This is a genomic window from Nitrospira sp. Nam80 (assembly GCF_965152575.1).
The window spans coordinates 4419511-4446032 of sequence record NZ_OZ224216.1; the positions used below are offsets into that span (position 1 = coordinate 4419511).

General features: G+C 55.8%; 20 protein-coding genes, 1 tRNA gene and 1 pseudogene. 10 read left to right on the top strand and 12 right to left on the bottom strand.

Annotated elements, in window-relative coordinates; all coding sequences use genetic code 11:
* Positions 1 to 3: 3 nt before the first annotated feature.
* The 3 genes from rpe to fmt all read right to left on the bottom strand — a co-directional run bounded on the left by rpe (position 4) and on the right by fmt (position 3175).
* Positions 4 to 714 (bottom strand): ribulose-phosphate 3-epimerase, encoded by a 711-nt coding sequence (gene rpe / locus ACWGXE_RS20700; protein ID WP_447603820.1) that lies wholly within the window; start codon positions 712 to 714, stop codon positions 4 to 6.
* Positions 714 to 2147, bottom strand: coding sequence for a 16S rRNA (cytosine(967)-C(5))-methyltransferase RsmB (gene rsmB / locus ACWGXE_RS20705; protein ID WP_447600032.1), 1434 nt, complete (start codon positions 2145 to 2147; stop codon positions 714 to 716). Before rsmB ends, rpe begins: the two co-directional genes overlap by 1 nt.
* Positions 2148 to 2221: 74 nt before the next feature.
* A complete protein-coding gene (gene fmt, locus ACWGXE_RS20710; RefSeq protein ID WP_447600033.1) occupies positions 2222 to 3175 on the bottom strand; it encodes a methionyl-tRNA formyltransferase in 954 nt (317 codons plus the stop codon).
* 86 nt (positions 3176 to 3261) lie between these two features.
* Here fmt and ACWGXE_RS20715 point away from each other — a divergent pair.
* Positions 3262 to 3338 (top strand) — tRNA-Met (locus ACWGXE_RS20715).
* 226 nt (positions 3339 to 3564) lie between these two features.
* Here the strand turns inward: ACWGXE_RS20715 and ACWGXE_RS20720 are convergent.
* Both ACWGXE_RS20720 and ACWGXE_RS20725 read right to left on the bottom strand, forming a co-directional pair.
* Positions 3565 to 3705, bottom strand: a pseudogene (locus tag ACWGXE_RS20720) (ATP-binding protein); the annotation flags it as partial.
* Positions 3706 to 3775: 70 nt separating this feature from the next.
* Positions 3776 to 4780 (bottom strand): DUF3800 domain-containing protein, encoded by a 1005-nt coding sequence (locus ACWGXE_RS20725; RefSeq protein WP_447600034.1) that lies wholly within the window; start codon positions 4778 to 4780, stop codon positions 3776 to 3778.
* Positions 4781 to 5393: 613 nt separating this feature from the next.
* Between ACWGXE_RS20725 and ACWGXE_RS20730 the strand changes: the two genes are divergently transcribed.
* Genes ACWGXE_RS20730 through ACWGXE_RS20740 form a run of 3 tightly spaced genes read left to right on the top strand, consistent with a single transcriptional unit; the run spans position 5394 to position 13593 of the window.
* Positions 5394 to 6752: a DUF4062 domain-containing protein gene (locus ACWGXE_RS20730; RefSeq protein WP_447600035.1), complete on the top strand. Its 1359-nt coding sequence runs from the start codon at positions 5394 to 5396 to the stop codon at positions 6750 to 6752.
* Complete coding sequence (locus tag ACWGXE_RS20735; RefSeq protein ID WP_447600036.1) at positions 6721 to 7728, top strand: AAA family ATPase; 1008 nt, start codon at positions 6721 to 6723, stop codon at positions 7726 to 7728. Before ACWGXE_RS20730 ends, ACWGXE_RS20735 begins: the two co-directional genes overlap by 32 nt.
* Before the next feature lie 12 nt (positions 7729 to 7740).
* On the top strand, positions 7741 to 13593 hold the full coding sequence (locus tag ACWGXE_RS20740) for an AbfB domain-containing protein (protein WP_447600037.1): 5853 nt from the start codon (positions 7741 to 7743) through the stop codon (positions 13591 to 13593).
* Between the two features lie 461 nt (positions 13594 to 14054).
* On the opposite strand, the gene ACWGXE_RS20745 is transcribed toward ACWGXE_RS20740, so the two are convergent.
* Positions 14055 to 14354, bottom strand: a complete 300-nt coding sequence (locus ACWGXE_RS20745; RefSeq protein ID WP_447600038.1) for a recombinase family protein — start codon at positions 14352 to 14354, stop codon at positions 14055 to 14057.
* A 46-nt stretch (positions 14355 to 14400) separates the two neighbouring features.
* On the opposite strand from ACWGXE_RS20745, the gene ACWGXE_RS20750 reads away from it, so the two are divergent.
* The 3 genes from ACWGXE_RS20750 to ACWGXE_RS20760 all read left to right on the top strand — a co-directional run bounded on the left by ACWGXE_RS20750 (position 14401) and on the right by ACWGXE_RS20760 (position 15069).
* On the top strand, positions 14401 to 14628 hold the full coding sequence (locus tag ACWGXE_RS20750) for a hypothetical protein (RefSeq protein ID WP_447600039.1): 228 nt from the start codon (positions 14401 to 14403) through the stop codon (positions 14626 to 14628).
* Between the two features lie 73 nt (positions 14629 to 14701).
* Positions 14702 to 14845: a hypothetical protein gene (locus ACWGXE_RS20755; RefSeq protein WP_447600040.1), complete on the top strand. Its 144-nt coding sequence runs from the start codon at positions 14702 to 14704 to the stop codon at positions 14843 to 14845.
* A 17-nt stretch (positions 14846 to 14862) separates the two neighbouring features.
* On the top strand, positions 14863 to 15069 hold the full coding sequence (locus ACWGXE_RS20760; protein ID WP_447600041.1) for a hypothetical protein: 207 nt from the start codon (positions 14863 to 14865) through the stop codon (positions 15067 to 15069).
* A 130-nt stretch (positions 15070 to 15199) separates the two neighbouring features.
* On the opposite strand, the gene ACWGXE_RS20765 is transcribed toward ACWGXE_RS20760, so the two are convergent.
* The 5 genes from ACWGXE_RS20765 to ACWGXE_RS20785 all read right to left on the bottom strand — a co-directional run bounded on the left by ACWGXE_RS20765 (position 15200) and on the right by ACWGXE_RS20785 (position 18335).
* Complete coding sequence (locus ACWGXE_RS20765; protein ID WP_447600042.1) at positions 15200 to 15832, bottom strand: hypothetical protein; 633 nt, start codon at positions 15830 to 15832, stop codon at positions 15200 to 15202.
* A gap of 102 nt (positions 15833 to 15934) precedes the next feature.
* Positions 15935 to 16231 carry an MEDS domain-containing protein gene (locus tag ACWGXE_RS20770; RefSeq protein WP_447600043.1) on the bottom strand — a complete coding sequence of 99 codons (297 nt, stop codon included), beginning with the start codon at positions 16229 to 16231 and terminating at the stop codon, positions 15935 to 15937.
* Entirely contained in the window at positions 16225 to 16833 is a 609-nt protein-coding gene (locus ACWGXE_RS20775; RefSeq protein WP_447600044.1) for a cupin domain-containing protein, read from the bottom strand. Before ACWGXE_RS20775 ends, ACWGXE_RS20770 begins: the two co-directional genes overlap by 7 nt.
* A 298-nt stretch (positions 16834 to 17131) precedes the next feature.
* A complete protein-coding gene (locus tag ACWGXE_RS20780) occupies positions 17132 to 17710 on the bottom strand; it encodes a cupin domain-containing protein (RefSeq protein WP_447600045.1) in 579 nt (192 codons plus the stop codon).
* On the bottom strand, positions 17697 to 18335 hold the full coding sequence (locus tag ACWGXE_RS20785) for a sigma-70 family RNA polymerase sigma factor (RefSeq protein WP_447600046.1): 639 nt from the start codon (positions 18333 to 18335) through the stop codon (positions 17697 to 17699). Before ACWGXE_RS20785 ends, ACWGXE_RS20780 begins: the two co-directional genes overlap by 14 nt.
* Before the next feature lie 185 nt (positions 18336 to 18520).
* Here ACWGXE_RS20785 and ACWGXE_RS20790 point away from each other — a divergent pair, with 185 nt between their 5' ends.
* The 3 genes from ACWGXE_RS20790 to ACWGXE_RS20800 all read left to right on the top strand — a co-directional run bounded on the left by ACWGXE_RS20790 (position 18521) and on the right by ACWGXE_RS20800 (position 23327).
* Positions 18521 to 20053 (top strand): ATPase domain-containing protein, encoded by a 1533-nt coding sequence (locus ACWGXE_RS20790; protein WP_447600047.1) that lies wholly within the window; start codon positions 18521 to 18523, stop codon positions 20051 to 20053.
* Positions 20037 to 22061: a response regulator gene (locus ACWGXE_RS20795; protein WP_447600048.1), complete on the top strand. Its 2025-nt coding sequence runs from the start codon at positions 20037 to 20039 to the stop codon at positions 22059 to 22061. Before ACWGXE_RS20790 ends, ACWGXE_RS20795 begins: the two co-directional genes overlap by 17 nt.
* 759 nt (positions 22062 to 22820) lie before the next feature.
* Positions 22821 to 23327, top strand: a complete 507-nt coding sequence (locus tag ACWGXE_RS20800; RefSeq protein WP_447600049.1) for a hypothetical protein — start codon at positions 22821 to 22823, stop codon at positions 23325 to 23327.
* Positions 23328 to 23489: 162 nt separating this feature from the next.
* Here ACWGXE_RS20800 and ACWGXE_RS20805 read toward each other — a convergent pair whose 3' ends face one another.
* Entirely contained in the window at positions 23490 to 26108 is a 2619-nt protein-coding gene (locus ACWGXE_RS20805) for a hypothetical protein (RefSeq protein WP_447600050.1), read from the bottom strand.
* Positions 26109 to 26522 lie beyond the last annotated feature (414 nt).

Sequence of the window (26522 nt, forward strand, 5' to 3'; positions counted from 1 at the left end):
CGCTCATTGGTGGGCGGATGCCGGGGCGGAAGACCGGGGCGCCTTCGGACCGTTGTGGCCGCCTCTCAGCGAGCGGATGGTAGCCGCATAATCATTCCCGCAAAAGACCGCCGATCCCGCGACAAGAATGTCTGCGCCCGCTTCAATGACTGTCGAAGCATTGTCCGGCTTGATCCCCCCATCGACTTCCAACAGGGCCTGACTCCGCGCCTGTTCGATCAATTGACGTGCCCTCTCAATCTTACGCAACGACGAGGGAATAAACGCCTGGCCCCCGAAACCGGGATTGACCGACATGATCAAGACCAAGTCTACGTCGCCCACGATTTCTTCAAGCGCCATCAAGGATGTGGCCGGGTTCAACGTGACTCCCGCTTTGACTCCACGCTCTTTAATGGATTGAACCGTCCGATGAAGATGCGGGCAGGCTTCGACGTGCACCGTGAGGTAATCCGCGCCAGCCTCCGCAAAGTCAGCAATGTACTGATCGGGGTTCGTGATCATGAGATGGCAATCCAGCGGCAGCTTCGTCACCTTACGTAACGCTTCAACGACCAAGGGTCCGACGGTCAAATTCGGCACAAAGTGGCCGTCCATGACATCGACGTGCAACAGATCCGCCCCACCCCGCTCCACCAAACCGACTTCATCGGCAAGACGCGCGAAATCAGCGGAAAGAATAGAGGGGGCAATGTGGACCGGCCTGGCCTCCATCATCGTTCCTTTCGCAGTCGGGCCGCATAAAATCCATCCATGGAAAAGATATTGCCCATCGTGGAAAGATCTCCTCGCGGTGTTATGAGCGGCAGACCGACCGAGGGCAACCGAGGCCCGAGGTGCTCACGGCGAAATTCGTGATGGGCGCGACAGAACCGGTCGATAACCTGCTCACTCTCCTCCGGTTCCGTCGAGCAGGCACTATAGACCAAGCACCCGCCGGGTCGCAAGAGAGCGCTCACCCTCTCGAGCAGCTGATATTGAACCTCATGGTGGGCTGCGGGCGACGTCGCCTCTTTGAGCCATTTGCCTTCGGGATGTCGGCGAAGCACGCCGAGCCCGCTGCAGGGCGCGTCCAAGAGGATGCGATCAAACTGCGAATCACACACAATCCCGCTCTGTGACAGCGGCTGGAGCCCGACATTGATGCCGGGCACGGCCGCTTCGGCCATCATATCGCCCGGCATCGGTTTCACGATCGAGATGCCGAGACGGCCGCAGTTTTCGCTGATCAGCTGCAATCGCGATTCATTCCGGTCGACCGCAATCACTTCACCTTGGTTCTTCATGAGCGCAGCTAGATGGGTCGTCTTCCCTCCAGGCGCGGCACAAGCATCCAGGATTCGCTCACCCGGTTGAGGATCGAGCAGCAACGGAACGAGTTGCGCGGCTTCATCCTCGACGTAGAACCAGCCTTCGCGGAACATCGGCAAGGATTCGATCGTTTGCCGGCTATCCACAGACAACCCATAGGGGCTGACCGGCGTCGGCTTCACCAGACAACCGGCTTGGAGGAGCCGATCCAGCAGCGCTTCCCGTGTAGTGCGGAGACTATTGACCCTCAAGGTCAGCGGAGGCGCTTCCAATGACGCGCGGCACCACACTTCGGCCTGAGTCCGCCCGAGACGCTCGATCCACCGCTGGACGAGCCATGTCGGACAGGAGTATCGGACGGCCAGTGCGTGAACCGAATCTCGATGAATATCAGGCCAGTCAGGAGGCGGATTGCGGCTCAATGACCGCAGGACCGCATTGACGAATCCGCTCCAATCCCGGCCAAGTTTTTTCCCCACTGCCTTGATCAGCCGGACCGATTCATTCACCGCGGCAGACGGCGGGATTTTCGTCATATAGATGATCTGGTAAGCGCCGAGCCGCAGCGACATCTGGACGAGAAGGGGCAGACGGCGAAGCGGCCGATCCGTCACGGAACCAAGTCGCCAATCGAGCGTGGCCCGATATCGCTCCACGCCATGAACCAGATGGACGGCCAGCGCTCGATCGCGGACGTCGAGGCGGGACTCGGCGATGAATCGCTCCAGTATGTCGTCCGTCAGGAGGCCCGTCTCATCCGTAGACAAGAGAATGCGAAGAGCGGCCATGCGTGCGGAGGATTGAGCGGATCGGACTATTGACTGTGCCGATGCCATATGGAGATCGTGACACGAGGCGGGAGCCGGAGGCAATTGCCGGGCGGCGCGGCCCTGCGGCTCTCTCTGCGGCTCTATTGAGTCGCCTCCTGGACGATGGGCCCGAGACGCGCGCCGGTAGAAATCTTATGGCCCGCGAGGTATTGCGCCGTCGCCATGCGCCGGCTATTGGCCGGTTGCAGTTCCGTGATCAAGAGGGCGCCTTGTCCGGTCGCCACTGAAATGCCCTCTTTCCCGGCGGAAATCACATGGCCGGGTCGAATCCCCGGGACTGAGTCGGTCACGGCCGCCCGCCAGATCGTCCACCGTTCCTCGCCCGCAAACGTAAATGCGCCGGGCCATGGAGACAATCCACGAATGCGCCGTTCAATCTCCACGGCGGACGTGGTCCAATCGATGACTCCATCTTCTTTTTTAAGCAATGGCGCCAGCGTCGCCTGCGTATGATCCTGTGCCACCGGCACAAGCGTTCCGGCCTTGAGTCGGGCGATCGTCTCAACCAGCAACCGCCCGCCCACATCGGCCAATCTGGTCGATAATGACCCGGCTGTATCGTCAAGGAGAATCCGCATCCGCTCCTGCAGTAACACCGCTCCGGTGTCCATGCCTTCATCCATCAACATGGTCGTGATCCCGGTTTCCGTTTCTCCGGTGAGAATCGCCCATTGAATGGGTCCGGCGCCGCGAAACTTAGGCAGGAGGGAGCCGTGCACATTGATGCAGCCGCGTGGCGGCATGGTCAAAATCACAGACGGCAGGATTCGACCGAACGCCGCTACCGCAATGAAATCCGCTTGCCAAGCGCGCAGCGCGTCAAGAAACGCGGGGTCCTTCATCTTGGCCGGCTGCAGAACTGGAATGTTTTCCCGTTGGCACACCAACTTGATCGGTGACAAAGTGACTTCCTGCCCGCGGCCTTTCGGCCGGTCGGGCTGCGTCACCACGCCCACGACCTGGTCCTCCGATTTCAACAGCGCTTCCAGTGACGGTACCGCGAAGGCAGGCGTGCCCATAAAGATGATGCGCATGGTCCGCTTTAGCATTCCGCCGGGACGAAAGCAACTTCACGCGCAGTTTTCTTGACTTGGCTTTCCGTCGTTTGTTAGCATCCGACCGCGGGGTGGAGCAGCCTGGTAGCTCGTTGGGCTCATAACCCAAAGGTCGAAGGTTCAAATCCTTCCCCCGCAACCACATTATTTAGCTTTCCGCCCGCCCCCAAGTTCAGCAGCCCTGCATAGTGACCCGCCATCTCCGTGCGGCCGCATCTTTGGCACCCGCCGCTTGGTTTCTGGATTCAGGATCCGATCCCGCCGATTCCAAATAACTTTCCGATTGTCAAGACTGAAGTTGGTTGTCCACAAATCACCGATGTGGGATGTCCACTTTTCACCGCGATGAAATTGTCCACGCCGTCGGGTCAGACCGACGCATCGGTTGTCACCTCCGCCGACACGGCGGCTGGCCGTCGGCTGAAGAGCCCCGCCTTCTTCTTTTCCCTGAGTCGATAACTCTCGCCCTTGATGTTTAACGCTGTGGCATGGTGCAGGAGTCGGTCTAGCTGTTAAGGAGCAGTATCTGACAGGCAATCAGCGGCTATCAGATCGTTCGGCAGTGAAGTCTGTAAGTTCTCATACGAGCATTTGTTTCCGTATGCGTTTGATCGCCTGTAGCACGTGGAAATAGGGCTGGTTACTGTCTATGGGGATACGACCATGATGCGACAAATCTACCAAGGGGATTTCCTGTTGACCCTTTTGAGCCTGCACTATCAAACATCCGAGAAATTCCCACCCGGTAGCGTTAAGTTTGCCGTTCAGGGCTCGTTTACAGGCATTGCATACGATATCTACGAGTTGAAGACCCGGCTCATTTTCAGACGGCTGAAAGCAAATATTTTTCATAATCTTATCTATCCTGATGTAGTCAAAAGGCTCGCTTTTGAATCTGCCCCTGAGGTGTCTAGGCGGCTTCTTCCTTGTTCCAGTGAACTTGTAAAAATAGCTGTAGTCAGCTCCGCGTAGACGATACAAAGGCGGAGAGTTTCCCTCAAGATATGGCTTTACGGTACCACACCACAAAGTTTCATACTCCGTGAGCGCCTTCTTGTCCTTTGCATCAATGATCCATTCAAAAACGTCCAATTCCTTTGGCTGTCGTTGCGCATAATATAAAGTCACATCCTGCAGTAGCTTCCTTACTAAACAAGTCATAAGCGTTGCCTGCGTGTACAATTGATCGGGCAAAGATCTGATACGGGCCTGTAACTCTTTCAGCGAATTAATCAATTCCGGTCTGTGAGCCGGAGTTAGATTTTCCATGATTCTTTCGGCCTGCCTTAATTTATGAGCTGAGATCCCTGAGCGAGTCTGTAGCCCCATATCAATGGCAACAACTTCAAGAATCACGTCGAACTTGTTCAATAGCCTGATCATGCTTACGATTTCATTCTCGTGCAAATCTCTTCCCTTGATTTCTTTGCCGATCACACCCCATTCTTTCTTCAGTGTTTCGAATTCATCAATAATCAGCGAATAACTGGCGCCTGGAATCACAAGAGCAGCCACACAGCAAACAGACCATTTCCCGTGGGTCGGAACCACAAAGGAGCCAGACTCATCAATGAAAATCAGCACATCATCACCCGCTTTGAGTCATCAATACTGCTGACCTGCGCTTATATGCTCCATGCAAGGCGGTGCCAAGATGGTACCAAAGCACCATGACCTATGCCGATCTAGGAAGGCAATAGGCTAGTACTCGTCGCTGTTATTGGTCTCTGATTCCTCGGAATAGGTCAGGTCAGGCAGGGATCCGGCAGGACTCTTAATCAATTGGCCCCAGGCTCGATCCCTACACGGCTCACGAGAATCTCAATTCCTCTTACCTTGCGGATGATCGTCCGTAACCATCTCTTCATGGTCGTCAAAATCTGTACATCGCCTTGCCTTGCTTCCAGCTGATTTACTAGAACCGAAGCAGCCGGCCGAGCTTCCGAACAGGCATCAACGAATCACGGACAAGCCACGGACAGGTAGTAAAAACCGACAGAGGATCGATGAGATAGGAGCGCCCATTGGGTCCGCTCCCCAATGGACAACCCAGATGATTCCTGACTGAAGGGGAGAAGAGCCGTCTGTCGAGAAGCGAGAATACTGGTATAAATGTAAATGGAATCAATCATGTGACTTGACCCGCAGTTACACTTGGAATACCCTTCGTAAACGCGTAAGCCCTGGGTTTGCTACTATGCTCTCAAAGCGGCTTCGTGTATTTCTCAGCTCCCGCATGCAAGAATTGGCGGATGAACGTAAAGCAGTCCGCCAAGCTCTCGAAGAAGTATATCTATCACCCTTCGTTTACGAAAACGACGCCGGAGCTCGTCCTACTACCGCTCAACACACGTTCTCGAACGAGCTTCACAAGGCAGACCTGTATATCGGTATCTTCTGGAAGGGATACGGTCAGTACACCATCCAGGAGTTCGAGGAAGCGCGGACATTGCGCAAACCGTGTTTTATATACGAAAAGCAAGCCAACATCTCAGAGCGAGACGCGAAACTGATCGACTTTCTATCCGAGGTCAATAATGTGCGGGGAGGGTTGACCGTTCGCCGATTTGATACGCTCGATGAGCTGCGCCTCGGCGTTAAAGATGACGTGTCACAGTGGATAGCTTCTGTTGTCCGCTCGTATGCAGGAGATCCTACCGGGCTCCTGCCGGAACAACTCCCTTGCCTCTGCAATCGCGACCCTCAAGATAAGACGCTAACTGATCAGGTGTCCACTCACCTCACTGCCCGGCTAAGAAGACCTCTCGTCATCGCGCTCAAGGGTCACAAATTCGACGGGCATTATCATTATATCGAGCGGGTTAGATCACGTTCAGCGCTGGAGTGGTTGACCAAATTCAACATGGGACCCTTTCGAGAAATCCTTCGGATCTCTGAATCCATTTCCGGCACTCAAACGCTCGAGGAATTTTCAAAGGATCTGCGTTCACGGCTGGCTCCAAAATTGAAGGACTATACCGACGACAATGGGATGCTGGTCCGATATATGCGCAATAAGAGACTCAGCGCACTGATCATTGTGTTTACTGTCAATTCATCGGAGTATGAGCAGGAGAAATGCACGTTCGTGCAGCGAGTTTGCGAGTACGTGGCAGAATTGCCTGATACCCTAGAAGGGACCTTTTTAGGCTTTCTAATCTGTCTGAAGTATGGCAGCCGCCAGGCCGGCAAATCCATAGTTCGGCAGCTGACAGGTCTCTTTTCATCGTCGTATCATATCGATGAAGACAACGTCTTCAAGGCAGATCTCGATCATTGCCGACATATCTATGGGGAGAACTCGAAGACGGTTCGTTTCATCGAGCTACCGACGCTCCTACCGATCACACAGAATGACGTCGAACGCTGGGTTGACCGAGAAGAGGTGCGTCGTCACGTTCATCCCAAAGCCTTCATGAACATCGAGCGATTCTTTGAGGACCGCAGGAGTCTTAGGTTCGAAGAGGCGTATGAAAAGATGCTCCAACTGATCGGAGGACAGATCCCCCCTTCAAGGAGGCCTGATGAAGTTTCCCTTCATCGACGGCAAAGCTAAAGAGCGACCCCAGCGTCCAGTGGATGTGCCCACGCCTGATCGCGAGCATTATCTTGACCCGGCGGGCTATCTCATGGACCAGGCACTCGTCGATGCGGTCAACGTCGCACTCCTCCTCAGCCAGCCATTGTTGGTCACCGGAGCACCCGGTACAGGCAAAACGCAGCTCGCCTATCGGGTAGCGTGGGAGTTAGGGCTAGGCACTCCCCTACGGTTCGATACGAAGTCCACCAGCACGGCGCGAGACCTCTTTTACACATTTGATACTTTGAGCCGCTTCCATGCCGCCAATGTCAAAGCCGGGGCCAACCATACCAACTTAGACTACATCACGTATAACGCGCTCGGTCGCGCCATGCTGTTCTCCCGCGATCCAGAAGATATGGACATACAGTCCCTTCTTCCGCCGGGATTTGTCCATACCGGCAAGAAGGTGCGTAGCGTCGTACTCATTGATGAAGTGGACAAGGCACCAAGAGATTTTCCCAATGACTTGCTGAATGAGGTTGAAAACATGATGTTCTGCATACCGGAACTCGGTAATGCTCCAGTGATTGCCGACAGGTCCCTTCGACCTATCGTGGTTCTGACGAGTAACTCTGAAAAAAATCTTCCCGATGCATTTCTCCGTCGATGCGTCTATTTTCACATCGATTTCCCGTCAAAAGATCGTCTAGCCGAGATTGTTCGAATACGAGTCCCAGAACAGGCAGGGACCGAGGGAATTACGCCCCTGCTGGATTCGGTCCTCACTCTCTTTTTCAGTATTCAAGGGGATCTCGACCTCCGTAAGCCGCCCTCAACCGCTGAACTGATCAACTGGGTACAGGCCCTCCAAGCATGGGGGGTGAAACCACAGCAAACATTGAAAGATTGCCCCGACGTGACGAAACGCACATTAAGCACGTTGGCAAAGACGAAGGAGGATCTTGAGAATCTGGACAACTACGTGAAGACCTATATCGAGAAGGTCTAAACGGACACAGCGATGCTCAGCGCCGATGACATAAGTGATCTCGGCGCGACGCTCTCGGGCGCCGGCTTCAAAGTTTCCATTCAGCAGTATCTCGCCGCACAACGCATTGTCACCCATCTTCGGAATGCGCTAAGTGGTGCCGACCCTCACTTACGACTAATCACGTTGTTTAGTCCGATTTTCTGTACGAATGCTGAGGAGCAGGACCGGTTTGGACAAATCTATACAAAGTGGCTCTACAAGCGATTCGGGACAAATTTGCCGGACAGTGTGGAAGCAGTCACACCCATATCGTCATTTCCGGCACGCCATGCGATCGCATTGACTCTGGCATTATTCTCCCTTGCGGTGGTCGGATGGTTCTTCTGGCAAGATCTTAGAGAACGCACATATCACGGACGAGTCATCCTTGAACGGCAGGCAGTCGGCCACGCCAAGCTTAGCATGCTCGGTCGGCCCGTGGAGTCCGAGGACGATGGCCGTTTCTTGCTCACGTTCCGTGCCAATGAGATGCCGGCGACGCTATCTGTCAAGCTACGACAAGACAAGGAGCTTGAGCAGACAATAGGGGAGGAATTCACCACGAGTCGCCGTCGTCTCTACCTTGATGGAACTGGTCGGCAAACGGAGTTTCCACTTGAAGATTTGGATTTGAGCAGGGCAGTTACACGTCCTCAGCCGCCGATCGTCCTGAAGGATCCATCTGAACAAACCCGCCAGCGTTTCGAAGCACTTAACCGATTCGATGTACGCGACATCATTCCTCCCCTCAGTTGGTGGCAACGCATCAATACGCGGAATGCGGCTCTAATTGCGCTGTTACTTGTTCCAGCTATCGGGGGCATGATCTACCGAAAGCTCCGAAAACCGGTGCTGCAGCGACTTGCGACCCAAACGCCACAGTCGCTGCACGAGGTCCACATTACCAGGCGGCAACAGTCGTTCTTTCCGGCTTTGCCGTTACGACGATTAGCCCAAGCTCTGCGAAGCCGGACGAGCACTGAGTCAGCGAGCTTGGATGTCGAACGAACCGCTTATGCCACCGCCCGGGCGGCCGGTCTGTTCACGGCAGTTTATGGCTCCCGATTCGAGCCCGGTTATCTTGCCTTGATTGACAGCTACACGCGTGACGACCACGAGGCTTGCTTCGCCAGTCATATCGTGACCGATCTCCGAGGAAGCGACGTGTCACTCGAACAGTTCGAGTTCTCACAAGATCCCCGCCTTTTACAACCGATTTATTCGTCAGGCGAGATTAAATCAAAATCAGCGACCGCCGTTACCACGATGATGCAGGCCATTACGCTCGATGAGCTCTACGCGCGGTATCCCCATCGTCGTCTTCTCATATTCGCCGATGCGGACTTTCTTTTCGACGGCTTTACGGGCCGGCCTTATCCCTGGCTGGAAGATCTGGGACGGTGGCATGAGCGCTATCTCTTCACTGTAAAGGAGCTCGGTCTATGGAGCCGCGCGGAATGGCTCATTGAAAAATCCGGGATTAGGATCCTGCCCCTATCACCGTCTGGCCTTGTGCTGTTCTCGGAGCTGCTGCAGGGAAGTGAAAGCGCCCCAAGCCGCGTGCCCGCACAAGACGTGGTACAGCCGTTATACGAGCGTCGTCGACACCGCTGGCTTGAGAGAGAAGGTCCGCCAGACGCTGAAGTCCGGCGTCTCTGTGATGGGTTGGAACGTGATTTGGGGCCAGATACCTTCACCTGGTTGTCCGCGTGCGCGGCGTATCCCGAGATCGTTTGGGGCTTGACGCTGCGACTCGGGACAGGACTCCTTGGCCAGGGCGAGCGTTTTGTACAAAGCCTGACGCGCCTCGCGCAACTGATCTGGTTTCGTGAAGCTTTCATGCCTGATTGGCTTCGGATCGCCCTACTTCAGCGACTGCCAATCGCTCAATGGAAGAAGGTCACCAACCTTCTAACCAAGATCCTTTCCACTGTGGGAGAATCCAATCAGACTTTTGGATTATGGGTCGGAGTCGGCTCGTCCAGTTCGCGTCAGGCCCGTGGGATACGGGGAATTATCGCACGATGGTTCAGCCGACAGAAGGCGAAAGTTCAAGCGCAAGAGATCATTGCAGAGGCGCCGAAGAAAAGCCCGCTCGGTGACTTTGTCTTTCTGCAATTCTTATCTGGCAAACGCCCGGAGAGGTTCACGCCCGGTGTCCCACGCGTCTTCCTGCGCGCGCTGTTCCGACAGGGCCATCCGTGGCTGGGCTTCCGTTCCTATATCCTGATGCTGGCCGTTGTGAGCAGCATTGTGGTGCTCGGCCTGATACTCCCCCCAATTGATCCGCCCGATAGCCGCGAATTCACTGTCCGCTTGGTATCGCCGAGCGCGGATGGAAAGACATTTGCCGCACTTGAAGGGAACGGCAATGTGATCTTGTGGGATACAGCACGAGGTCCGGAGGTAATCACCCACAAACAGGGGAAACAGGTCGATCACATTGCCTTGCGGCCGGACGGGAAACTAGTCGCACTGCAACATCCGGATGGCCGCATCACATTATGGGATCCGATTGGAGAATACCGGTCACGAGAGCTGAATGTATCATCCAGGGTTGGCACTTCAGGACTCGGTATACAGTTTGGCAATCAAGAGACTCTCCTATCCTTTTTTAAAAATTCGAGTGGTGAGGGGATGGAATTTGTGAAATGGGATCTCAGCAAAGATAGTTTTGCACCATTTCCTCTTCCGCGACTCAACATCACTGCAGCAACCATGGCAGTTGATGGCCAAACTGTCGCCTTTGGCACGTCAGACGGCAATGTCGAAGTCTATGAGCCCGTGGGTCGAAATAGAACGCAGCTGCCGACGAAGAACACCACACCACTGACAGAGCTCTCATACAGCTCGGATGGACTACGGCTCGCTGCACTTCATCAGGACGGAGCGATCGATATTTGGGATATGACATCACGGACAATCCTTGCAACCATGGCGATGTTGAGAGGATCTTCCGATACATCACCACGACATATCGCATTAAGCCCCGACGGGACCTTTCTGGCGGCAAGCACTGATGATGAACTCCGATTGTGGACGACCGCGGATGGGGGTGGCGCGGAAGGCTTACTAAAACCCTTCAGCGACGCCATCAGCAGTATCGCATTTTCAAACGATGGGAAAACACTCGTGGCGGCAGGATTCGACGGTATGATTCAAATATGGGCACTGCCCCAACGCACAATCCCACGTCAGTCGAGGTCTGTGGCGCTCCTGATCGGAAACAACTCTGTCGAGGTTTCATTGTCCCTACCAGGACTCATCACTGAACTCAAAAACGTGGGCGATCAATTAGCTAAGCTTGGTTTCCAGGTATTTCTTCTCGACGAACCCAGTCATGAGCAGATCGATGGAGCATTGGAACAACTCATCCAAAAATTGCGGCCCAATGATCGCCTGCTATTATTTCTTGCTGGCCACAGCTCGACTGACGAGGCCGGGGACTTTCTATTTGGCAAGGCGCGCGATTCCAATCCATCAATCTATGAATACAGTGGAAGTGAATTGGCAGAACGTCTAAGCCAGATGCGTGCGTCGGAGATCCTGGTTATCATTGATGCCAGTTTCGCCAATCTTCCCTCGAAACTCGCTCCGGCGACGACACCCAACACAACTTTGCGCCGTTCCAGGATGCTGCTAGCGTCGACATCCAATGATGTCGCCCATCATTCTGTGGACGGCGGGCCCTTCGGGATAGCGCTAACCAGACTGCTTGGAGATATGAAACGGACAACAAGTGGATCGCAGTTTGCCAGGGATCTGGTTAGCAAAATGAAAGCCACAGAGCCTGTGCAACATCCATCATATGGTCCGTTTCTTGCTGCCGGCCATACAGCTGGTGATTTTCACTTTATACTGCCTAAAGACGAGAGGACACGAGACGTACCACCAAACTACGGCTATGCGTACTATGCTTCTTCAACTGAACGATACTTTCGCAAAATTTCGGGGGATCCTACCGGTGAACCCAAACCCGGCGATATTGTTGAAGCGACAAGAAATGTGAACATCAGGAAGGGCTACATCGAATTTCAAGGCTCCGAATGGGTCAATAAGGAAAGTATTGGCATTCTACGGCCTGGTGCTCGCGTCAAGGTTGCTGAGGTCAAGTCGTTCGGTGGATTTATTTGGATCGCGTTCGAACGACTGCTCCGTAAGGATGCGACCGGTGCGGGCGGAGGGCCCACTGAGACACCAACTGGGGTTCCAATGATACCCACTCAGCCTAAAGCAACGCCGACTAAGACCATATCGCCCACCCCTGACTGGGTCAGCCGTGGCGCATCTGCTGCATCAAAACAGAATGAGAGAGCATTTTACGGGGTCGGTACTATCACCGGCGTGAGAAATGAGCTTTTGGCGTGGGAAGTCACTAAAAGCCGAGCAAGTGATGACATCATCCAGCAGATGGAGGCCTATGTGGAGCTTCTCCTGAAGGACTATACTTCATCGCTAGAAGGCAAAAGCGTCGCCCCTATCTTTAAAGATATTACGCTCAAAACGTTGAGGCGGCCCGACAGAAAACTTCCAGTTACCGCTGCCGATCAATATAAGGACGATAGTAAAAACACATACTATGTACTTATGAAACTGAATCTAAAAGACGTTGTTGAAGTACTAGAATCAAGATCCTCAAGTAAGGAATTCCGCGGCTTTGTCAAACAGAATGCCGAGCGCATTTTCGATGAACGATTAAAACGATCGCCTGACTCAGATGGGGCGATCCGGCATACCATGAATCAGCCTCTTGGTACGCGATCTCTTCGCGCATCGAACTTACCTAATCATTTTGTCCGCCATCGACATTTTCTGATAGAACTTTCGGAAATAAGAGAAGATCTGGATCAGTATGATGCCTCCTTTACCATCGTTCCAGGCGTAGCGGATTCCGCTGGGATCTCATTCGAGTCCGTAAACTACCCTGGGCACTATCTCCGTCATCAAGATTTCCGGCTCAAACTGGCGCCTGCTTCTGACGATTCCCTATTTAAAGCTGATGCGACATTCTACATAGTCCCTGGCTTAGCGGATCAGACGAAGGTGTCTTTCCGATCGTCTAATTTTCCGGACCGGTACATGCGGCATCGAAACTTTGAAGTGGTACTGGATCCGGATACGGGTCCGCCGTACCGGGAAGATGCGACCTTTATTCTTGATGCACCGTTCAAACTTAAGGCGCCAGACGCGGCACCACAGGCCAGAGCCACAGACCAACAGTCAGATTCAGCAAAGTTGTCGCCGTTTACGCAAGCCATCTACCGAGAAGTTGCAAGAACCGCCGGCGTATCAGAGAGTGAAGTATCTTCGGACTTCAAGTTAACTGATTACACACAAAAAGCCCTCGTCATAAAGAATCTCACACCGGTTTTTCATGGCGACTTTTCAGGTCTTAATTTGAGGGTTATCAAAACAGCCGGCGAACTGGCCAACTCTATGGCACGTGAACCTTTTTCGATCTTGAACAGTGTTGATCCGATTAACTTATTGATGAAATATGGCTGGTCACTGCCATCAGATAACTATTATCAAATCGGTTATTACATACTTGCGACTCATGAGAATGTGAATAACGGAAGACCAATTATTCTCACACGCGAATTCGATATTAGGGGCTTAATGGAAGAGAATAAGCAATGGCAAGAAAGACTAATGAAGATTATTCAGGAATGCGAATGTCCCATACTGGCGATAGACCGGAGCTACTATGATCTGTATTTTGATGACTCGATTAAAGTAGGAGGTAAACTTTATCTGTTGGACAGAACGCTTTCCTTTTACCAGCTTCTACGAGAGTGGCATCAAGCCCTCCCCGCCCTCTTCAACCGCAATGATGTTAATTAACACCATTGCCGCGCCTGAGCTAGTAATGGTAGAACTCCATTCTAGCATTACGAAAGAAACGTATGGCCCGGAAGCTGTCTGTTGTGGACATGTCCGTCCCTCCGTGGAAGTGATCGATCGGGATGGTGCCAATAACGATAGCCATGAGCGAACAAGGGACCAGGAGTGAGTCACGCCATGATTTGCCCTCATAACCCAAAGGTCGAAGGTTCAAATCCTTCCCCCGCAACCACATTATTTAGCTTTCCGCCCGCCCCCAAGTTCAGCAGCCCTGCATAGTGACCCGCCATCTCCGCTTCAAGATAGCCATTTGCGGGGACGAGCCGAATTTCTCCCACGAGAACGGGAATAGATTCCCGCGCCCATCCCCTATCCTTTCCCAATACGCAAGCTGGGCTGTTCAGTCACAATCCATTCCGACTGCGGCCGCATCTTTGGCACCCGCCGCTTGGTTTCTGGCTTCACGATCCATTCCCGCCGATTCCAAATAACCTTCCGATGTAAACGGGTTGGTGCGGCATGCCTGTCGCGTGCCCGATATCACCATGCAGAACTGTGGCCGACCACGTGCCGTAATAACTCGGCCGGATCTTTCGCCGGTAAGTCACGCCGGGGGCAGGGATGCCCGATCGATTCAATTGGCCGGCCATCCACCGCGGAGATTTGCCGTCCACATACCAGGCGAAAATTTGCCGAACCCATGTCGCTTGATCTTCATCGATTCCGAACGCACGGCCTTGATTCAATTTGGGAATCGGCATAGGGCAAGATATGCCAGACAGTACATGCCAAGAATCGATATGGTCGATGCCGACGTTTAATGATGGAGAAGAAACGTACAAAGCCAGGAACAATCTCCAGGTGATGCTTCAGCGCGGCTATAACGGCGACAGGCGTCGCGAAAAGGCGAAGGCCGTGATTGGAATGAGCCAGCGTAGAGCTTCTCGGCAACAAAGCATCACTTATCCATCCAGTTTACAGCATTATTTATTAAAGTCCTGCAATGGCAAACAGTATCAGCACCTGATTCAATAGATTAGGACTAAAAGACTATGATCTAAAGCTACCTTCGCAGACGTGATCCTGCCTGATATAGTGGGCGCCCTCCATGGCATCCATTCTCATCATTCAAAGCAAGGACGTGGTTCGCGCCCTATACCGTGAACTCCTCGAACGGGCTGGCCATGATGTTCGAGAAGCCTCGCAGGGCCTGGAAGGCCTCTGGAATACCGCCAATCGCCAACAGCATTAGTGATAGCCGATATTGATATGCCGGATTGCGATGGCCTGGAAGTGATTATGACCCTCGGAGAGGAATATCCCCACGTTAAAATTTTGGCTATCTCGGCAAAGAAGGGAAATGAGGATGCGCTTATCTCCTCAAAACTGCTTGGTGCGAACGCCATTGTGCAAGATGCTCTTGATGGAGAAGAACTGATCAACGCAGTGAGCCAATTACTCAGCGAACCGAAATAAGAGAGGGCATGGCGGATTTTCCCGGACAAGTGGTGACTTTCATTTTGTGCGGCGTCCCTTTGGTACGGAATCGGCTGGCGCGGCGCGAAGATGAGCCGTTTATGAATCAGGCCTTTAAGGGGACTTGCAGTTATGCGAATAGGTCACCACATTTATCGCTCACCTTGGTCCTGAGTCTGTTTACCGCTCGCTGCTGCGCACGACGTTCATTACTTTTACAGGTTTGTCGCAATCTTTTCAGGCTCACCTCAATCCTGGTCGCTGTTTGTTCCAAAGAAGCGGCCGATTCCTGAACGCGGAGCATAGACTGGGCGAGCAGCTCATCCACCCGATAGCTCAGCGGTGTCTCAGCACTATTACACTGATGTTGGTCTCGTCGCTCGCGCAAACGCGCCAAGGCTTGCTGTTTACGCGCAATTAATGCGCGCCACTTTGACAATAGAAGAGCGTCCTCTATCGATTCGCGAATCTGCTCGAGTTGGAATGGGCTGAAGAGGAAATCATAGACCCCAAGATCGAGCCATTGAGCAGCGAATTCGAACTCGTCCGGTTTAAGCCTGAGCAGGAACGGTACGGGTGGATCGACTCGACGGCTGCTTGTCAGTATGGAATTACCACCGGCAACTGTCAGAGTTGGACTACAGATAATAGCGTGGTATGGGAAGGTAAATAATCGCTGTCGCGCCTCATTAGATGAGACGCACGTATCGATACTCAAACGGGGGACGCTCGCCCGGAGTGTGCGTGCTAAAGCATCGACCATCGCACTGTCCTCATCGAGTAGCAGCAGACTGGTCCTCGATCCCATCCGAGACGCTTGCAAAGTTCGTTCACTCACTTTGTCAGTTCCTCCTTGCGCCCAGCGCTACGTGGTTGAACCAGCGCGACGCGGTGCCAGTGGACGTCGGAGCGCTGCCCCATGGATGGCGTCGCCGACTCCGCTCCATGCGGAGCGCAGTGCGTGAACTGCTTCGCTCGCAGGCAACGGCGGCGCAGTAACCCAGAGGCAGCGCTCCTCGCCGCGGAGCCCCGCGACCAAGTACGGAACCAATGCCGCCACAAGCTCCTCGCGATTGGTGTAAGGGTCACAGACATGCATGCCGAAAGGGACGCGGTTGATTCCCGGCAAGCCAAAACGCGCGATGTGGGAAAGCTTCACCATAGATCACGCAAGCGGTCGGTGGTACTGGTGATGAGGACGCAGGTGCAGCCGGTCGCGCTCCAGACGCGCTCGTCTCCCGTGCCCGGAGCACCATAGTAGTAGTCGCCGGGTAAGAGCTTGCGCTGGTCGATCCAGAGCTCGCCGCCGAGGAGATGTAACTCTTCAGCACCGGTATGCGTATGGCCTGGGTACTCCCCTCCGGGTGGGAGGCGTACGAGCATGCTGACGCGGTATCGTTCTGTGTCGGTCTCGAGAAGCTTGCATTCGATTCCGGGTGCAACCTGTTCCCATACCGGCTCGGACCGCTGCCGCGCGGGTGGCGCCACGAGCGGCAGGCCGGTCTCTTCGGCGATACGCCGCGCAAGACGCGTCTGTAGCGACGTCGTCGGCCTCAGCACATCGGTGGGCCAGCAGACAAACCGATTGACCACCAGGCGGAGACTTTCCACCTCGCGCCGGCAATCCGGGCACGAGGCGATGTGGGCCTCGGCTGCCGGCAATTCGCTCGCAGCCAGGACCTCAAGGGCAAAGGCGCACGCCAGGTCCGCTCCTTCGCAAGAATCAGATCCGAAGTTCCGCCCATTGGCTTGCCTCTGCGCCATGACTAGACGTCTAAATGACGGAGAGAGAGGGTTTGCCGGTGGTGGGCAGCAATTTCGCCGCGGTTGATTTCATGGGTTGTCCCAATGTCCTAAGGATTGGGAACGTTGTCTACCTCCTTAAACGTCAAACGAGAGCGTTTGGATTGCTCCGAGGTGAGAAAAACGGGAAGGCTTTATGCCGCCGGCGGCATCCTCGGTCTCACTGGCGACAAAATCATTGTATTCGAGGGGTTGCTCAGAGGGCGACCAGCGCGTATGGATGGCGTTGTATCTGGGCGCGCCATGTGCCCAAGGCGCTTTAGCGAAGGGTGTCCTTGGTGCTTGTAACGAGTATGCAGGTGCAGCCGGTCGCGCTCCAGACGCGCTCGTCTCCCGTGCCCGGAGCACCATAGTAGTAGTCGCCGGGTAAGAGCTTGCGCTGGTCGATCCAGAGCTCGCCGTCGAGGAGATGTAACTCTTCAGCACCCGTATGCGTATGGCCTGGGTACTCCCCGCCGGGTGCGAGGCGTACGAGCATGCTGACGCGGTGCCGTTCTGTGTCGGTCGCGAGAAGCTTGCATTCGATTCCGGGTGCAACCTGTTCCCATACCGGCTCGGACCGCTGCCGCGCGGGTGGCGCCACGAGCGGCAGGCCGGTCTCTTCGGCGATACGCCTCGCAAGACGCGTCTGTAGCGACGTCGTCGGCCTCAGCACATCGGTGGGCCAGCAAACAAACCGATTGACTACCAGGCGGAGACTTTCCACCTCGCGCCGGCAATCCGGGCACGAGGCGATGTGGGCTTCGGCTGCCGGCAATTCGCTCGCAGGGAGGACCTGCAGGGCGAAGGCGCACGCCACGTCGCCCTGCTGGCAGCGCCCCTGATCAGACGTACTCATGATTCCCCGCTTCCGTGGTCAGCTTCTGCCGCAATTTGTGTAGTCCTGAACGTATGCGCGTCTTGATCGTGCCGAGCGGCTGATTCAGCCGCGCTGCGGCTTCCGCATGCGTCAGCCCGGAGAAAAATGTCATCTCAATAGCCTGACGCTCGTCCGGCGTGAGCACTGCCAATGCGGCATGCAACGACTCGCCCTGCTCTCGCAGCTCGAGCTGGTCACGTGGATCAGCGGCCACCTCAACAAGGGGCTCTATGTCGCCGCCCGGACTGCGTTTCTTTCGGCTCTCAAAGCGCAACCGATCGATGGCTCGTGAGCGTGCCTGATTCATGATCCAGCCGAGCACTGTGCCGTTCGCGGCGTCATAACGCGACGCACGCCGCCAGATGTCGTGGAAGACGTCGATGGTGAGTTCTTCAGCGGTTTCCCGGTTGGCCGTGATTCGCATGATCAAAGTGAAGACGATGCGATGAGCCATCTCGTAGAGCGCATGCAGAGCGAGTTGATCGCCTGCGGCAATCGAGTGAACGAGCGTTGCCCAGTCTTGCTCCGGCACTGGAGCCTTGGGCTTGGCATACAGTATGTCGCCGAGTGTTGCCGGCCTCTTCTCTGCATGTTCCTTCGACATCACCGGAAGGTTCTCCAAGCGGGAAGGAGTTTGCCAGATTCTCCGGTGCTCGATCAAGGGCCGGCGGTGACGGTAAAGCATTGGGCGCGTGCGTATAACACGACTAGGGTTGGCCCTAGCAGCAGACCTATTGCTCAGAGGTATACTGGCCTATCCTGGCAAAAGTCGATGAGAAAGGATGGACCATGACGGAAGGCAAGGGAGATTCGCTGTCCGCTACAGACGGACGCTGTTGGACCGGCATTGAGGGACTGGACAGTATCCTCGACGGAGGATTGCCGAGCGCCTGCTTCTACCTCATTCAGGGCGATCCCGGCTCAGGCAAGACGACATTGGCCATGCAATTCTTGCTCGAAGGGGTGCGGCGCGGCGAAAAGACCCTTTACATTACGCTTTCCGAAACGAAAGAAGAGTTGCTCAAAGTTGCCCGTTCGCACGGATGGTCACTTGATGGCATTGCCTTACTGGAATTATCAGCCATTGAGCCACTTGTGCGTCCGGAAGCCCAGACCACAGTCTTTCATCCCTCCGAAATCGAATTAGCCAAGATAAGCGGTATATTGCTTGATCAAGTCCGTACCACGCAGCCGACACGGGTCGTATTTGACTCCTTGTCGGAATTCAGGCTTATGGCCGAAACACCCTTACGGTATCGCCGTCAGCTACTGTCGATGAAGCAGGAGTTCGCTAAGTATCACAGCACCGTCCTCTTGCTCGATGACAAAATGGGCCATAACGTCTCTGGAACGGACCCTCATGTGCTGAGCTTGGCGCATGGAGTGGTTGAACTCGAGCAGCTCTCGCCGATCTATGGCCGGTCACGCCGGCGGCTGCGGCTGCTGAAACTGCGCGGCGTGCGATTTCGCGAAGGATATCACGACTACGTTATTGAAACCGGCGGCCTGAGAGTCTTTCCGCGCATCGTCGCGGCCGATTATCGGGGGGAATTCCGGCGTGAGAGCATTTCAAGTGGGTACCGTGAACTTGATGATCTTCTTGGCGGAGGCCTGGACCGAGGAACCACCACTCTGATCATTGGGCCGGCCGGCACAGGAAAATCCACGCTGGCAATGCAATACGCCGCACAGATGTCGCAAGCTGGACAACGCAGTTTAATGTTCTCGTTCGATGAAATTCGCGGCATTGTCCTGGCTCGAGCAGACGCACTGGGGATTAATTTTACGAAGCAGGTCCATAGCGGCCTTATTTCCGTGGAGCAAGTAGACCCAGCTGAAATTTCTCCTGGGGAATTTGGCGCGCGCGTTCTCCGCGGCGTGGCGGATGGGTGTAAGCTGATCATCATCGATAGCCTCAATGGCTACATGAATGCGATGCCGGGCGAGAAATACCTTAATAACCAGCTCCACGAGTTATCCGCTTTTCTCAACCAACAAGGGGTCGTGACTATTTTCATCGTGGCTCAGCATGGGTTCTTAGGCACTGCCGAAGCTCCCATTGATCTCAGCTATTTGGCCGATACGGTGATCAATCTCAGGTTCTTCGAATCCGCCGGGGCGGTGAAGCAAGCCGTATCAGTGATGAAAAAACGTAGTGGCCATCATGAACGCATGATCCGTGAATTCCAGCTGCGAACCGGGCATGGGTTACGCATCGGTCGGCCTCTGGCACAATTTCGCGGGATTCTCACCGGGATGCCTCGCTTCGAGGGCACCGCGGACCAGACGTTGGAGCAGCCAGCCGATGGCACAACTGCTTGAAGAACGCATCCTTATTCTTGCTCCGATCGGGCAGGATGCGACTGCGATGGCGAGGCTGCTGCATGGCCATGGGTTTGTTGCGACCATCTGTGAGGCAGCGAGCGAAGTTTGCAATCATATAAAGGCGGGCGCGGGCGCATTCCTGATCACGGAGGAAGCGCTCGAATTACCACGGATCCCGGCTGTGCTCGAAGAGCTTGCCGGCCAGCCGCCGTGGGGCGAATTGCCGGTCATTGTGCTCACGCGTGGGGGAGAGTCGAGGCTAGCTCGGCTGCTCAATCTGGTAGCGCAGGCCGCGGGCAGCCTGACCGTACTCGAACGGCCCCTCGGCGAGGCCACCTTGGTGCGTTCCGTCGAAGTGGCGCTGCGGTCCCGGCGGCGACAATACCAGGTGCGGGACTTACTTGAACAACAGCGCCTCGTGCAGGCGCAGCTTCAGCGGAGCGAAGAACGGCTACGTCTCGCGATGGCCGGAGCCAACATGGGCGCGTGGGATATCGATCTCGAAACGGGCGTTGTTGTCTGGGACGCCCGGCAGCAGGAGCTGTATGGAACCGATCGGCCCCCTCGGAATATCGAAGAGTTCTACGCGCTCATTTATCCCGAGGACCGAAACCGCATCCAACAAGCCGCAGCACATAGTGAACTGACGGGGCATTTCGTTGACGAATTCAGAATTATACGGGACGACGGCACGGTGCGCTGGATCGCCGGTCACGGGATGACGGTGGGCGATCCTGCCGGCCGACCTATGCGCATGGTGGGAATCAACTACGACATTACCGAACGCAAAGTCTCTCAGCGCCGATTGGAGGAGTTCAGCGAAGAGCTTGAGCGGCAAGTAGCGGAACGAACCCATGAACTGATGGCATCACGGAACCAGCTTCGGGCCCTGACGACCGAGTTGAACCTCACGGAGCAGCGTGAGCGTAAACGCCTTGCAGGTGAACTGCATGATCATTTGGCGCAAATGCTGGTCCTGGTTCGCTTGAAATTAGCACAGGCAAAACGAGGGCCGGTATCGAGTTCACTTGAGAGTATTCGCGAGGCGGAAGACGTGATCAGCCAATCTTTGGCTTACACCCGCAACCTGGTTGCGGAATTGAGCCCGCCGGTCCTGCACGAATTCGGACTTCCAGCGGCCTTGCGCTGGCTTGGCGAGCAGATGTACCGTTACCAATTGGCAGTAACTGTGAGAGTCCAATGCGCGGAAGATTTACGACTTGCTGAAGACCAGGCTGTCCTGCTGTTTCAATCAGTCCGGGAATTGCTCATAAATTCTGCAAAGCACGCCGTCTCGAAACACGCGATTGTTATCATTGAAGAGCACGGAGGCGCTCTTCGCATACGGGTGGAAGATCAGGGCATCGGCTTCGATCCTCTCGCGGTCACGACGCGAAAGAGCGCTCCGATATCATCTCAATTCGGACTCTTCAGTATCAGAGAACGCATGGCTGCGTTAGGAGGTCGTTTCGAATTGCATTCCGCTCCAGGTGAGGGCACCAGAGCAACCCTGATTCTTCCGCTGCTGCCTTCTCTTCAAAAGAATGTAGCCTGCGGGGCAGGCATGCGAAGAGATTTGATCCGCGCACAGGACCAAGGCTCGCCCTCCACTGGTCGATTTCGAATTATCATTGCCGATGATCACGCCATGGTCCGTCAAGGTCTACGCTCTGTGCTGGAGAGGTTCACGGATATTGAAATCATAGGAGAGGCTTCCAACGGCCACGAGGCCGTCGAGATGACGGAGCAGCACCAACCATCGGCCGTCGTCATGGATGTCAATATGCCCATGATGGGCGGGATCGAGGCCACGGCAGTCATAAAGGGGAGGCAGCCGGACGTCGTGGTCATTGGGCTCAGCGTCAATGCAACAATTGAAAATCAAGAGGCGATGCGAAGGGCCGGTGCTTCGGTTTTGCTCACCAAAGAAGCGGCTGTCGAAGAACTCCACGAAGCGATTTGTGGCTTTGTGAAACAGACAGGAAAACTTGGGATAGGTCTCTGACCTGTTCTCCCCTATGCGACGCATTGTGATAGCGCTGCCCAGGCGAGTTACCGTCAACCCCGACGTTCACAGCAAGCACAAATCAGCGAGCCTAGACGTTGGTCGCTCCGCCACCGCACATATTTCTTTTCTTAGCCGAACTTATAGTCCATCTACTGGAAACTTTCTGGATCCGAGTCAATCTCAAGCTACTCCCGTCATGCTTCGCCTCATCCTCAAGCTTAAACCTCCCATATAACCGCCGGGACACCCCGCGCGTTCGCAGCTGTTCCGCCGGATGCCGTCCGTTCGTTTTCACGCCGGTGCACCGTTCGCGGTCACGCCCCCCTATCCTTGCCCCAGCATCGCGCTCCAAAACTCTTCTTATTCATCCGCATTCGTCACAACGCCAATGGCATAACGTTTGCGTTGTACAGAACGAAATACAGTGCGGACTTAGGCTATTCCGGATCGCCGAGAACCAGCTTATTGTTCCCTAACAGGTTTCTAAAAAATCTTTGTGCATCACTAGGAAGTCGCTGAATGAATGTCCCGGATGACGAGACACTACCACCAGCAGGATGTTCACAATGGCTTCGAGCAAGGCCGCAACTAGGTCCACGGCACGAGGAATAATGGAGTGCACGAGACGGCGGAAGAAGGAGCGTCACATTGGCGCACGGGCCCGGGACGGTGAGCGCCCGGTGTCTTCCAAGAACAAAGCTGGAGGACTTTTTCAACATCCTGCTCATGAAGAAAGCGGGAGAAAGGAAAGTAGACATGAAAGATAACAGCACAATCTGGGCGATGTTCGGTACGATCGCGGCTTCCAGCCTACTAGGCTTTAGTATTGTTCACGCGGCTCCAGATCATCTCGGCACCACGGTACCGGCATTCTGGGGCAACACTGAGAGTCAAAAATCTGCTGCGTGGTCGGAAGAGCTGCTGGGACAAGTCGTGACCTACCAGATATTGGCTGAGAAAGGAATCATTCCGGGTGACTTTGATCCCTATCTCAACCAAATGAGTGAGATACGTGAGAAGCACCGCGCAGGCGACCGTCGTGCGACTTATGAAGGGGTTAACACCTTCATGGTCATGTTGGAGGCACGCGTGGGCGGGATTGATCCTCACAGTGCCGATGCCTTGTGGGATTTTTGCTATAAGGTGACGCCTCATGAGTTTCATGCCCGTGATCGACACGTCAGGGCCAAAGGCGCCGAGGAAGTGAAACAGTATGAGGAGTTCATCCGGGACATGGAAGAACGAGCCGGCATGGCATTCTAACCCCGCTGGTCCTTGATGACGGAGCGCTGCGAGGATCGGAACCCGGCATACATGCCGCCCTGAAAGTTCTCAATTCCGCATCTGTGGTTCTTCACTTCGTGAAGCCGATCTTTCAGTTTTCCACGTGCTTCTTTTCGGTGACAACCCGGCCGAGACGACCGATCATGCCGAGGTCGCGTCTCCAGCCACCGTCGTCACCAGGGCCCCGAAGTCACACACCGCCGCAATCCCGACGAGAAACCCGGCCGAGATGCCATCGGTCGCGTCCGTCAGGGGGAGGAGCCAGGCACAGCTCGTCGGGATCGGGGCGATGATATTCCCGGCCTCGGTCCACCCGTTCTCGTAGCTCGAATCCAGGGCCTGCTCGACCGTGGCCCAGACGCCGATGCCGAGGACCATGGCGCCGAAGATGGTGAGGGCGATCGGCCCCACGATCGGAAGGAATCTCGACTCCGCTTTCACGCTCGATAAGGTCGTGAACGCGATGTTGAGGAGAATGGGCCCGAAGCCGAATGCCCAGTAGGTGAGCGTCGCCTTGTCGGCCTCGGACCAGTCGGCCTCGGACTTTGACAGGACCGTGTAGGGTACGGTGAGCCCGAGAATTACCACGCCGAGGACGATGCCTGTCCAGGACAGGAACGTCGCGAACGGGTCCTGTCCTCCTTCTTCCGCGGCGGCATAAGCATCAATCCCCATGTCGCAGAACGCATAGAGAAAGTACGTGATGCCGCCGAGAGCGAGCAATATTTCCTGGGTCGGCGTCATCGTGCCCGGCGCCGCTTGGGTGCGGATGGACGACAGACTCGGCCAAGGGATGGGGCTGCTCGTGATCGCACTAACCTGCGCGGAGGTGAACGGCGGTGACGCGCTCGCCCCGCCGAACAGAACCTTGTAGAGGATGGTGGCAGGGATGGCGAGGATTAGGCAGAGCAGATCGAGAATCGTCAGATCGTCCCCCGGATCCACGATCGTGCCCGTGATTACGTACTTGTAGAGCCACGAGATAATCGGGATGTCAATGTCGGCGTTCAGCGAGTCCTGGAGCGCGGTGATCGCTCCGCCGATCAGGTTAATGAGCCCGACGGCGATATCCTCGATCACGTCGAGAATGAAGGTGATGACCTCGGCCGCAGCTTCGAGGAACCCGGCGGCGGCCAGGTCGAACAGCTTGGTCGGATCGCTGATCTGGATTTGCAGCAGGGCTTGCAGCTTGGCCGTGCTGGCCTGGAGGCTGGAGACTTGCTGCTGGATCATGTTGATCAGGTTGGCAAAGGGGCCGGAGTCGACCGCAGCCGCAAGAGTGGTCGGGAGACCGGTCGCGCCGGCGAAATGCTGCTGGGCCTTGGCAAGGGCATAGTTGCAGCGCACCGCATGGTCGTTGAACGTCGTGCGATAGCTCTGGGCCGCGAGGCTCGACGACGAGCCGCCCGGCTGCCGGCTGATGAAGCCGTTGAACGACTGGTTACCGAACACCGTAGCGATCTGGTTCACGCCCTTCGTGATCTTGCTTTGCAGCGCGCTGAATTCGCTCTGGATCAAGTTCACCGCCTGCTGGTCACTGTTCTTCAAATTGGTGAATACCGAGTTGACGTAGTATTTGATGACCGTATGGGTGCGCAGGATGTCGTCCCATTCGAACAGCATACGGAGCCACGCGATGATCACCTTGATAATCTCGATCACCTCCTTGAAAAGCGTGGCGATCTTCTTGAGGACCAACTCGATGCCATCGACGATCTCATTGATCCTGTTCAACGCATAGGCAATGCCATTGATGGCGAGATTGGCCACGCCGTTGACGATGCTGACGGCGATCGTCTTCACCTCATCGACCGTCTGCTTGAAGAAGTGGATGACGTCCCCGACAATGTCGCTGATCCAACCGCCGACCGCGCTCCCCGCTGCGGTTCTCCCGAAAAGCTGCGGGTCGAGCTCACGCCAGACCAGACGACCCGGCTGGGTAAAGTCGAGCTCGAAGCAGGCATCCGGCAGAGCGGCGCGCGTGGCGCGGCTCGCCGACGGCGCAAGGTTGGCGGCCGCGGCGCCGAGCGTGGTGATCGTCTGCGCAACCTGGGTCGCATCGCTCGGCGACATTGCCGCCGGCAGCAGGCCCGCGGCTTGGAGCGAGGCGCCGGTCATCGGAAAGGTTGCATCCTGTCCTGCCAGCCGCTGGTGAACGCGCACATCCGCCCGGAACCAGAGCGCGGCGCCCAAGGACGGCGCACTCAGCGCCGTGGCTGCCGTTGCAACCGTCACCGCCCCCCTCGCGTCGCTCTCCACCAACACCGGCTCGTTCGGCCCGATATGGTACGAGAGACCGTTCGCGACGATCACTGCCTTGCGGTCCGCATAAAGGGTCACAGGCGAGCTCGGCACGGGCAGCCCCTGATCATTCTGGAGAATCAGCTCCTGCGTGTACGTCGTCGTCTGAGTCGGATTGGCGTTCGCGGCGGCCGGCACGGCCATTTGGGTGGTGAACCAGGTGCTGTCGCCGCCGGTGATGCCTTGCGCCATCTGGCAGACCTGCGCTTGAAGATTGTAAAAGAACAGCTCCGGCCCCGCGGTCATGATCGGCGGGCAGGCAATTGACGCAAGCTCATTGCCGAGCGCGACCCAGTCGTTGAACGTGACCCCTCGGGTCCCCGTCGAAGCCTGCGATTGGCGGAGCAGCCAAAGCCTGGTGCTCGTAGTCTCGATGACGAACACCATCCAGCGGTTCTCGCTGTCGAGCCCGATGGCAACCTGCTGGGCGCCGGCAGGCTGATTCGCGCCGCCGGTCATCGGAGTGACAGTCGGTTGGTCGGCGAGGTACTCCTCGACCCGATAGAGCGTGCCGGTGCTGCTCAGCAGCCAAAAAGCCCGGATCGTTGCTCGTAGAGGGCATAGCGAACACCTCCTGCGCCGCGATGTCCCCCTGTCCGAGGTCATGGCTGATAGCGGGCTGTGAACCCCACTGGAACATGCCGTCGGCGATCGACCTGCCCTGAAAGGTCGCGGTCACCCCTTGCAGCGTCATCACGGTGAGCTGCTCGCCGCTTTGCCCCGGCAGCAGGCGATAGGTGGCGCCGCTTGCAGCCACCCCCTCGAACACTAGGTCCCATGGCTGCGCCCCCTGTGCCGCCAGCATCACGAAGGTGGGCTGGTTGAACTGCTGCGAGACACCGTAGACGATCACGTTGCCGGCGGCGTCGGTGA

Excerpts from the sequence above, each read along its gene's own strand:
- rsmB (WP_447600032.1), bottom strand. The coding sequence starts at position 2,147 with ATGGCATCGGCACAGTCAATAGTCCGATCCGCTCAATCCTCCGCACGC.
- rpe (WP_447603820.1), bottom strand. The coding sequence starts at position 714 with ATGGAGGCCAGGCCGGTCCACATTGCCCCCTCTATTCTTTCCGCTGAT.
- ACWGXE_RS20765 (WP_447600042.1), bottom strand. The coding sequence starts at position 15,832 with ATGGTCGATGCTTTAGCACGCACACTCCGGGCGAGCGTCCCCCGTTTG.
- ACWGXE_RS20800 (WP_447600049.1), top strand. The coding sequence starts at position 22,821 with ATGAAAGATAACAGCACAATCTGGGCGATGTTCGGTACGATCGCGGCT.
- ACWGXE_RS20745 (WP_447600038.1), bottom strand. The coding sequence starts at position 14,354 with ATGCCGATTCCCAAATTGAATCAAGGCCGTGCGTTCGGAATCGATGAA.
- ACWGXE_RS20750 (WP_447600039.1), top strand. The coding sequence starts at position 14,401 with ATGCCGACGTTTAATGATGGAGAAGAAACGTACAAAGCCAGGAACAAT.
- ACWGXE_RS20735 (WP_447600036.1), top strand. The coding sequence starts at position 6,721 with ATGAAGTTTCCCTTCATCGACGGCAAAGCTAAAGAGCGACCCCAGCGT.
- ACWGXE_RS20755 (WP_447600040.1), top strand. The coding sequence starts at position 14,702 with ATGGCATCCATTCTCATCATTCAAAGCAAGGACGTGGTTCGCGCCCTA.
- fmt (WP_447600033.1), bottom strand. The coding sequence starts at position 3,175 with ATGCGCATCATCTTTATGGGCACGCCTGCCTTCGCGGTACCGTCACTG.
- ACWGXE_RS20805 (WP_447600050.1), bottom strand. The coding sequence starts at position 26,108 with ATGACCGGCGGCGCGAATCAGCCTGCCGGCGCCCAGCAGGTTGCCATC.
- ACWGXE_RS20730 (WP_447600035.1), top strand. The coding sequence starts at position 5,394 with ATGCTCTCAAAGCGGCTTCGTGTATTTCTCAGCTCCCGCATGCAAGAA.
- ACWGXE_RS20770 (WP_447600043.1), bottom strand. The coding sequence starts at position 16,231 with ATGGTGAAGCTTTCCCACATCGCGCGTTTTGGCTTGCCGGGAATCAAC.
- ACWGXE_RS20780 (WP_447600045.1), bottom strand. The coding sequence starts at position 17,710 with ATGAGTACGTCTGATCAGGGGCGCTGCCAGCAGGGCGACGTGGCGTGC.
- ACWGXE_RS20785 (WP_447600046.1), bottom strand. The coding sequence starts at position 18,335 with ATGTCGAAGGAACATGCAGAGAAGAGGCCGGCAACACTCGGCGACATA.
- ACWGXE_RS20760 (WP_447600041.1), top strand. The coding sequence starts at position 14,863 with ATGCCGGATTGCGATGGCCTGGAAGTGATTATGACCCTCGGAGAGGAA.
- ACWGXE_RS20795 (WP_447600048.1), top strand. The coding sequence starts at position 20,037 with ATGGCACAACTGCTTGAAGAACGCATCCTTATTCTTGCTCCGATCGGG.
- ACWGXE_RS20775 (WP_447600044.1), bottom strand. The coding sequence starts at position 16,833 with ATGGCGCAGAGGCAAGCCAATGGGCGGAACTTCGGATCTGATTCTTGC.
- ACWGXE_RS20740 (WP_447600037.1), top strand. The coding sequence starts at position 7,741 with ATGCTCAGCGCCGATGACATAAGTGATCTCGGCGCGACGCTCTCGGGC.
- ACWGXE_RS20790 (WP_447600047.1), top strand. The coding sequence starts at position 18,521 with ATGACGGAAGGCAAGGGAGATTCGCTGTCCGCTACAGACGGACGCTGT.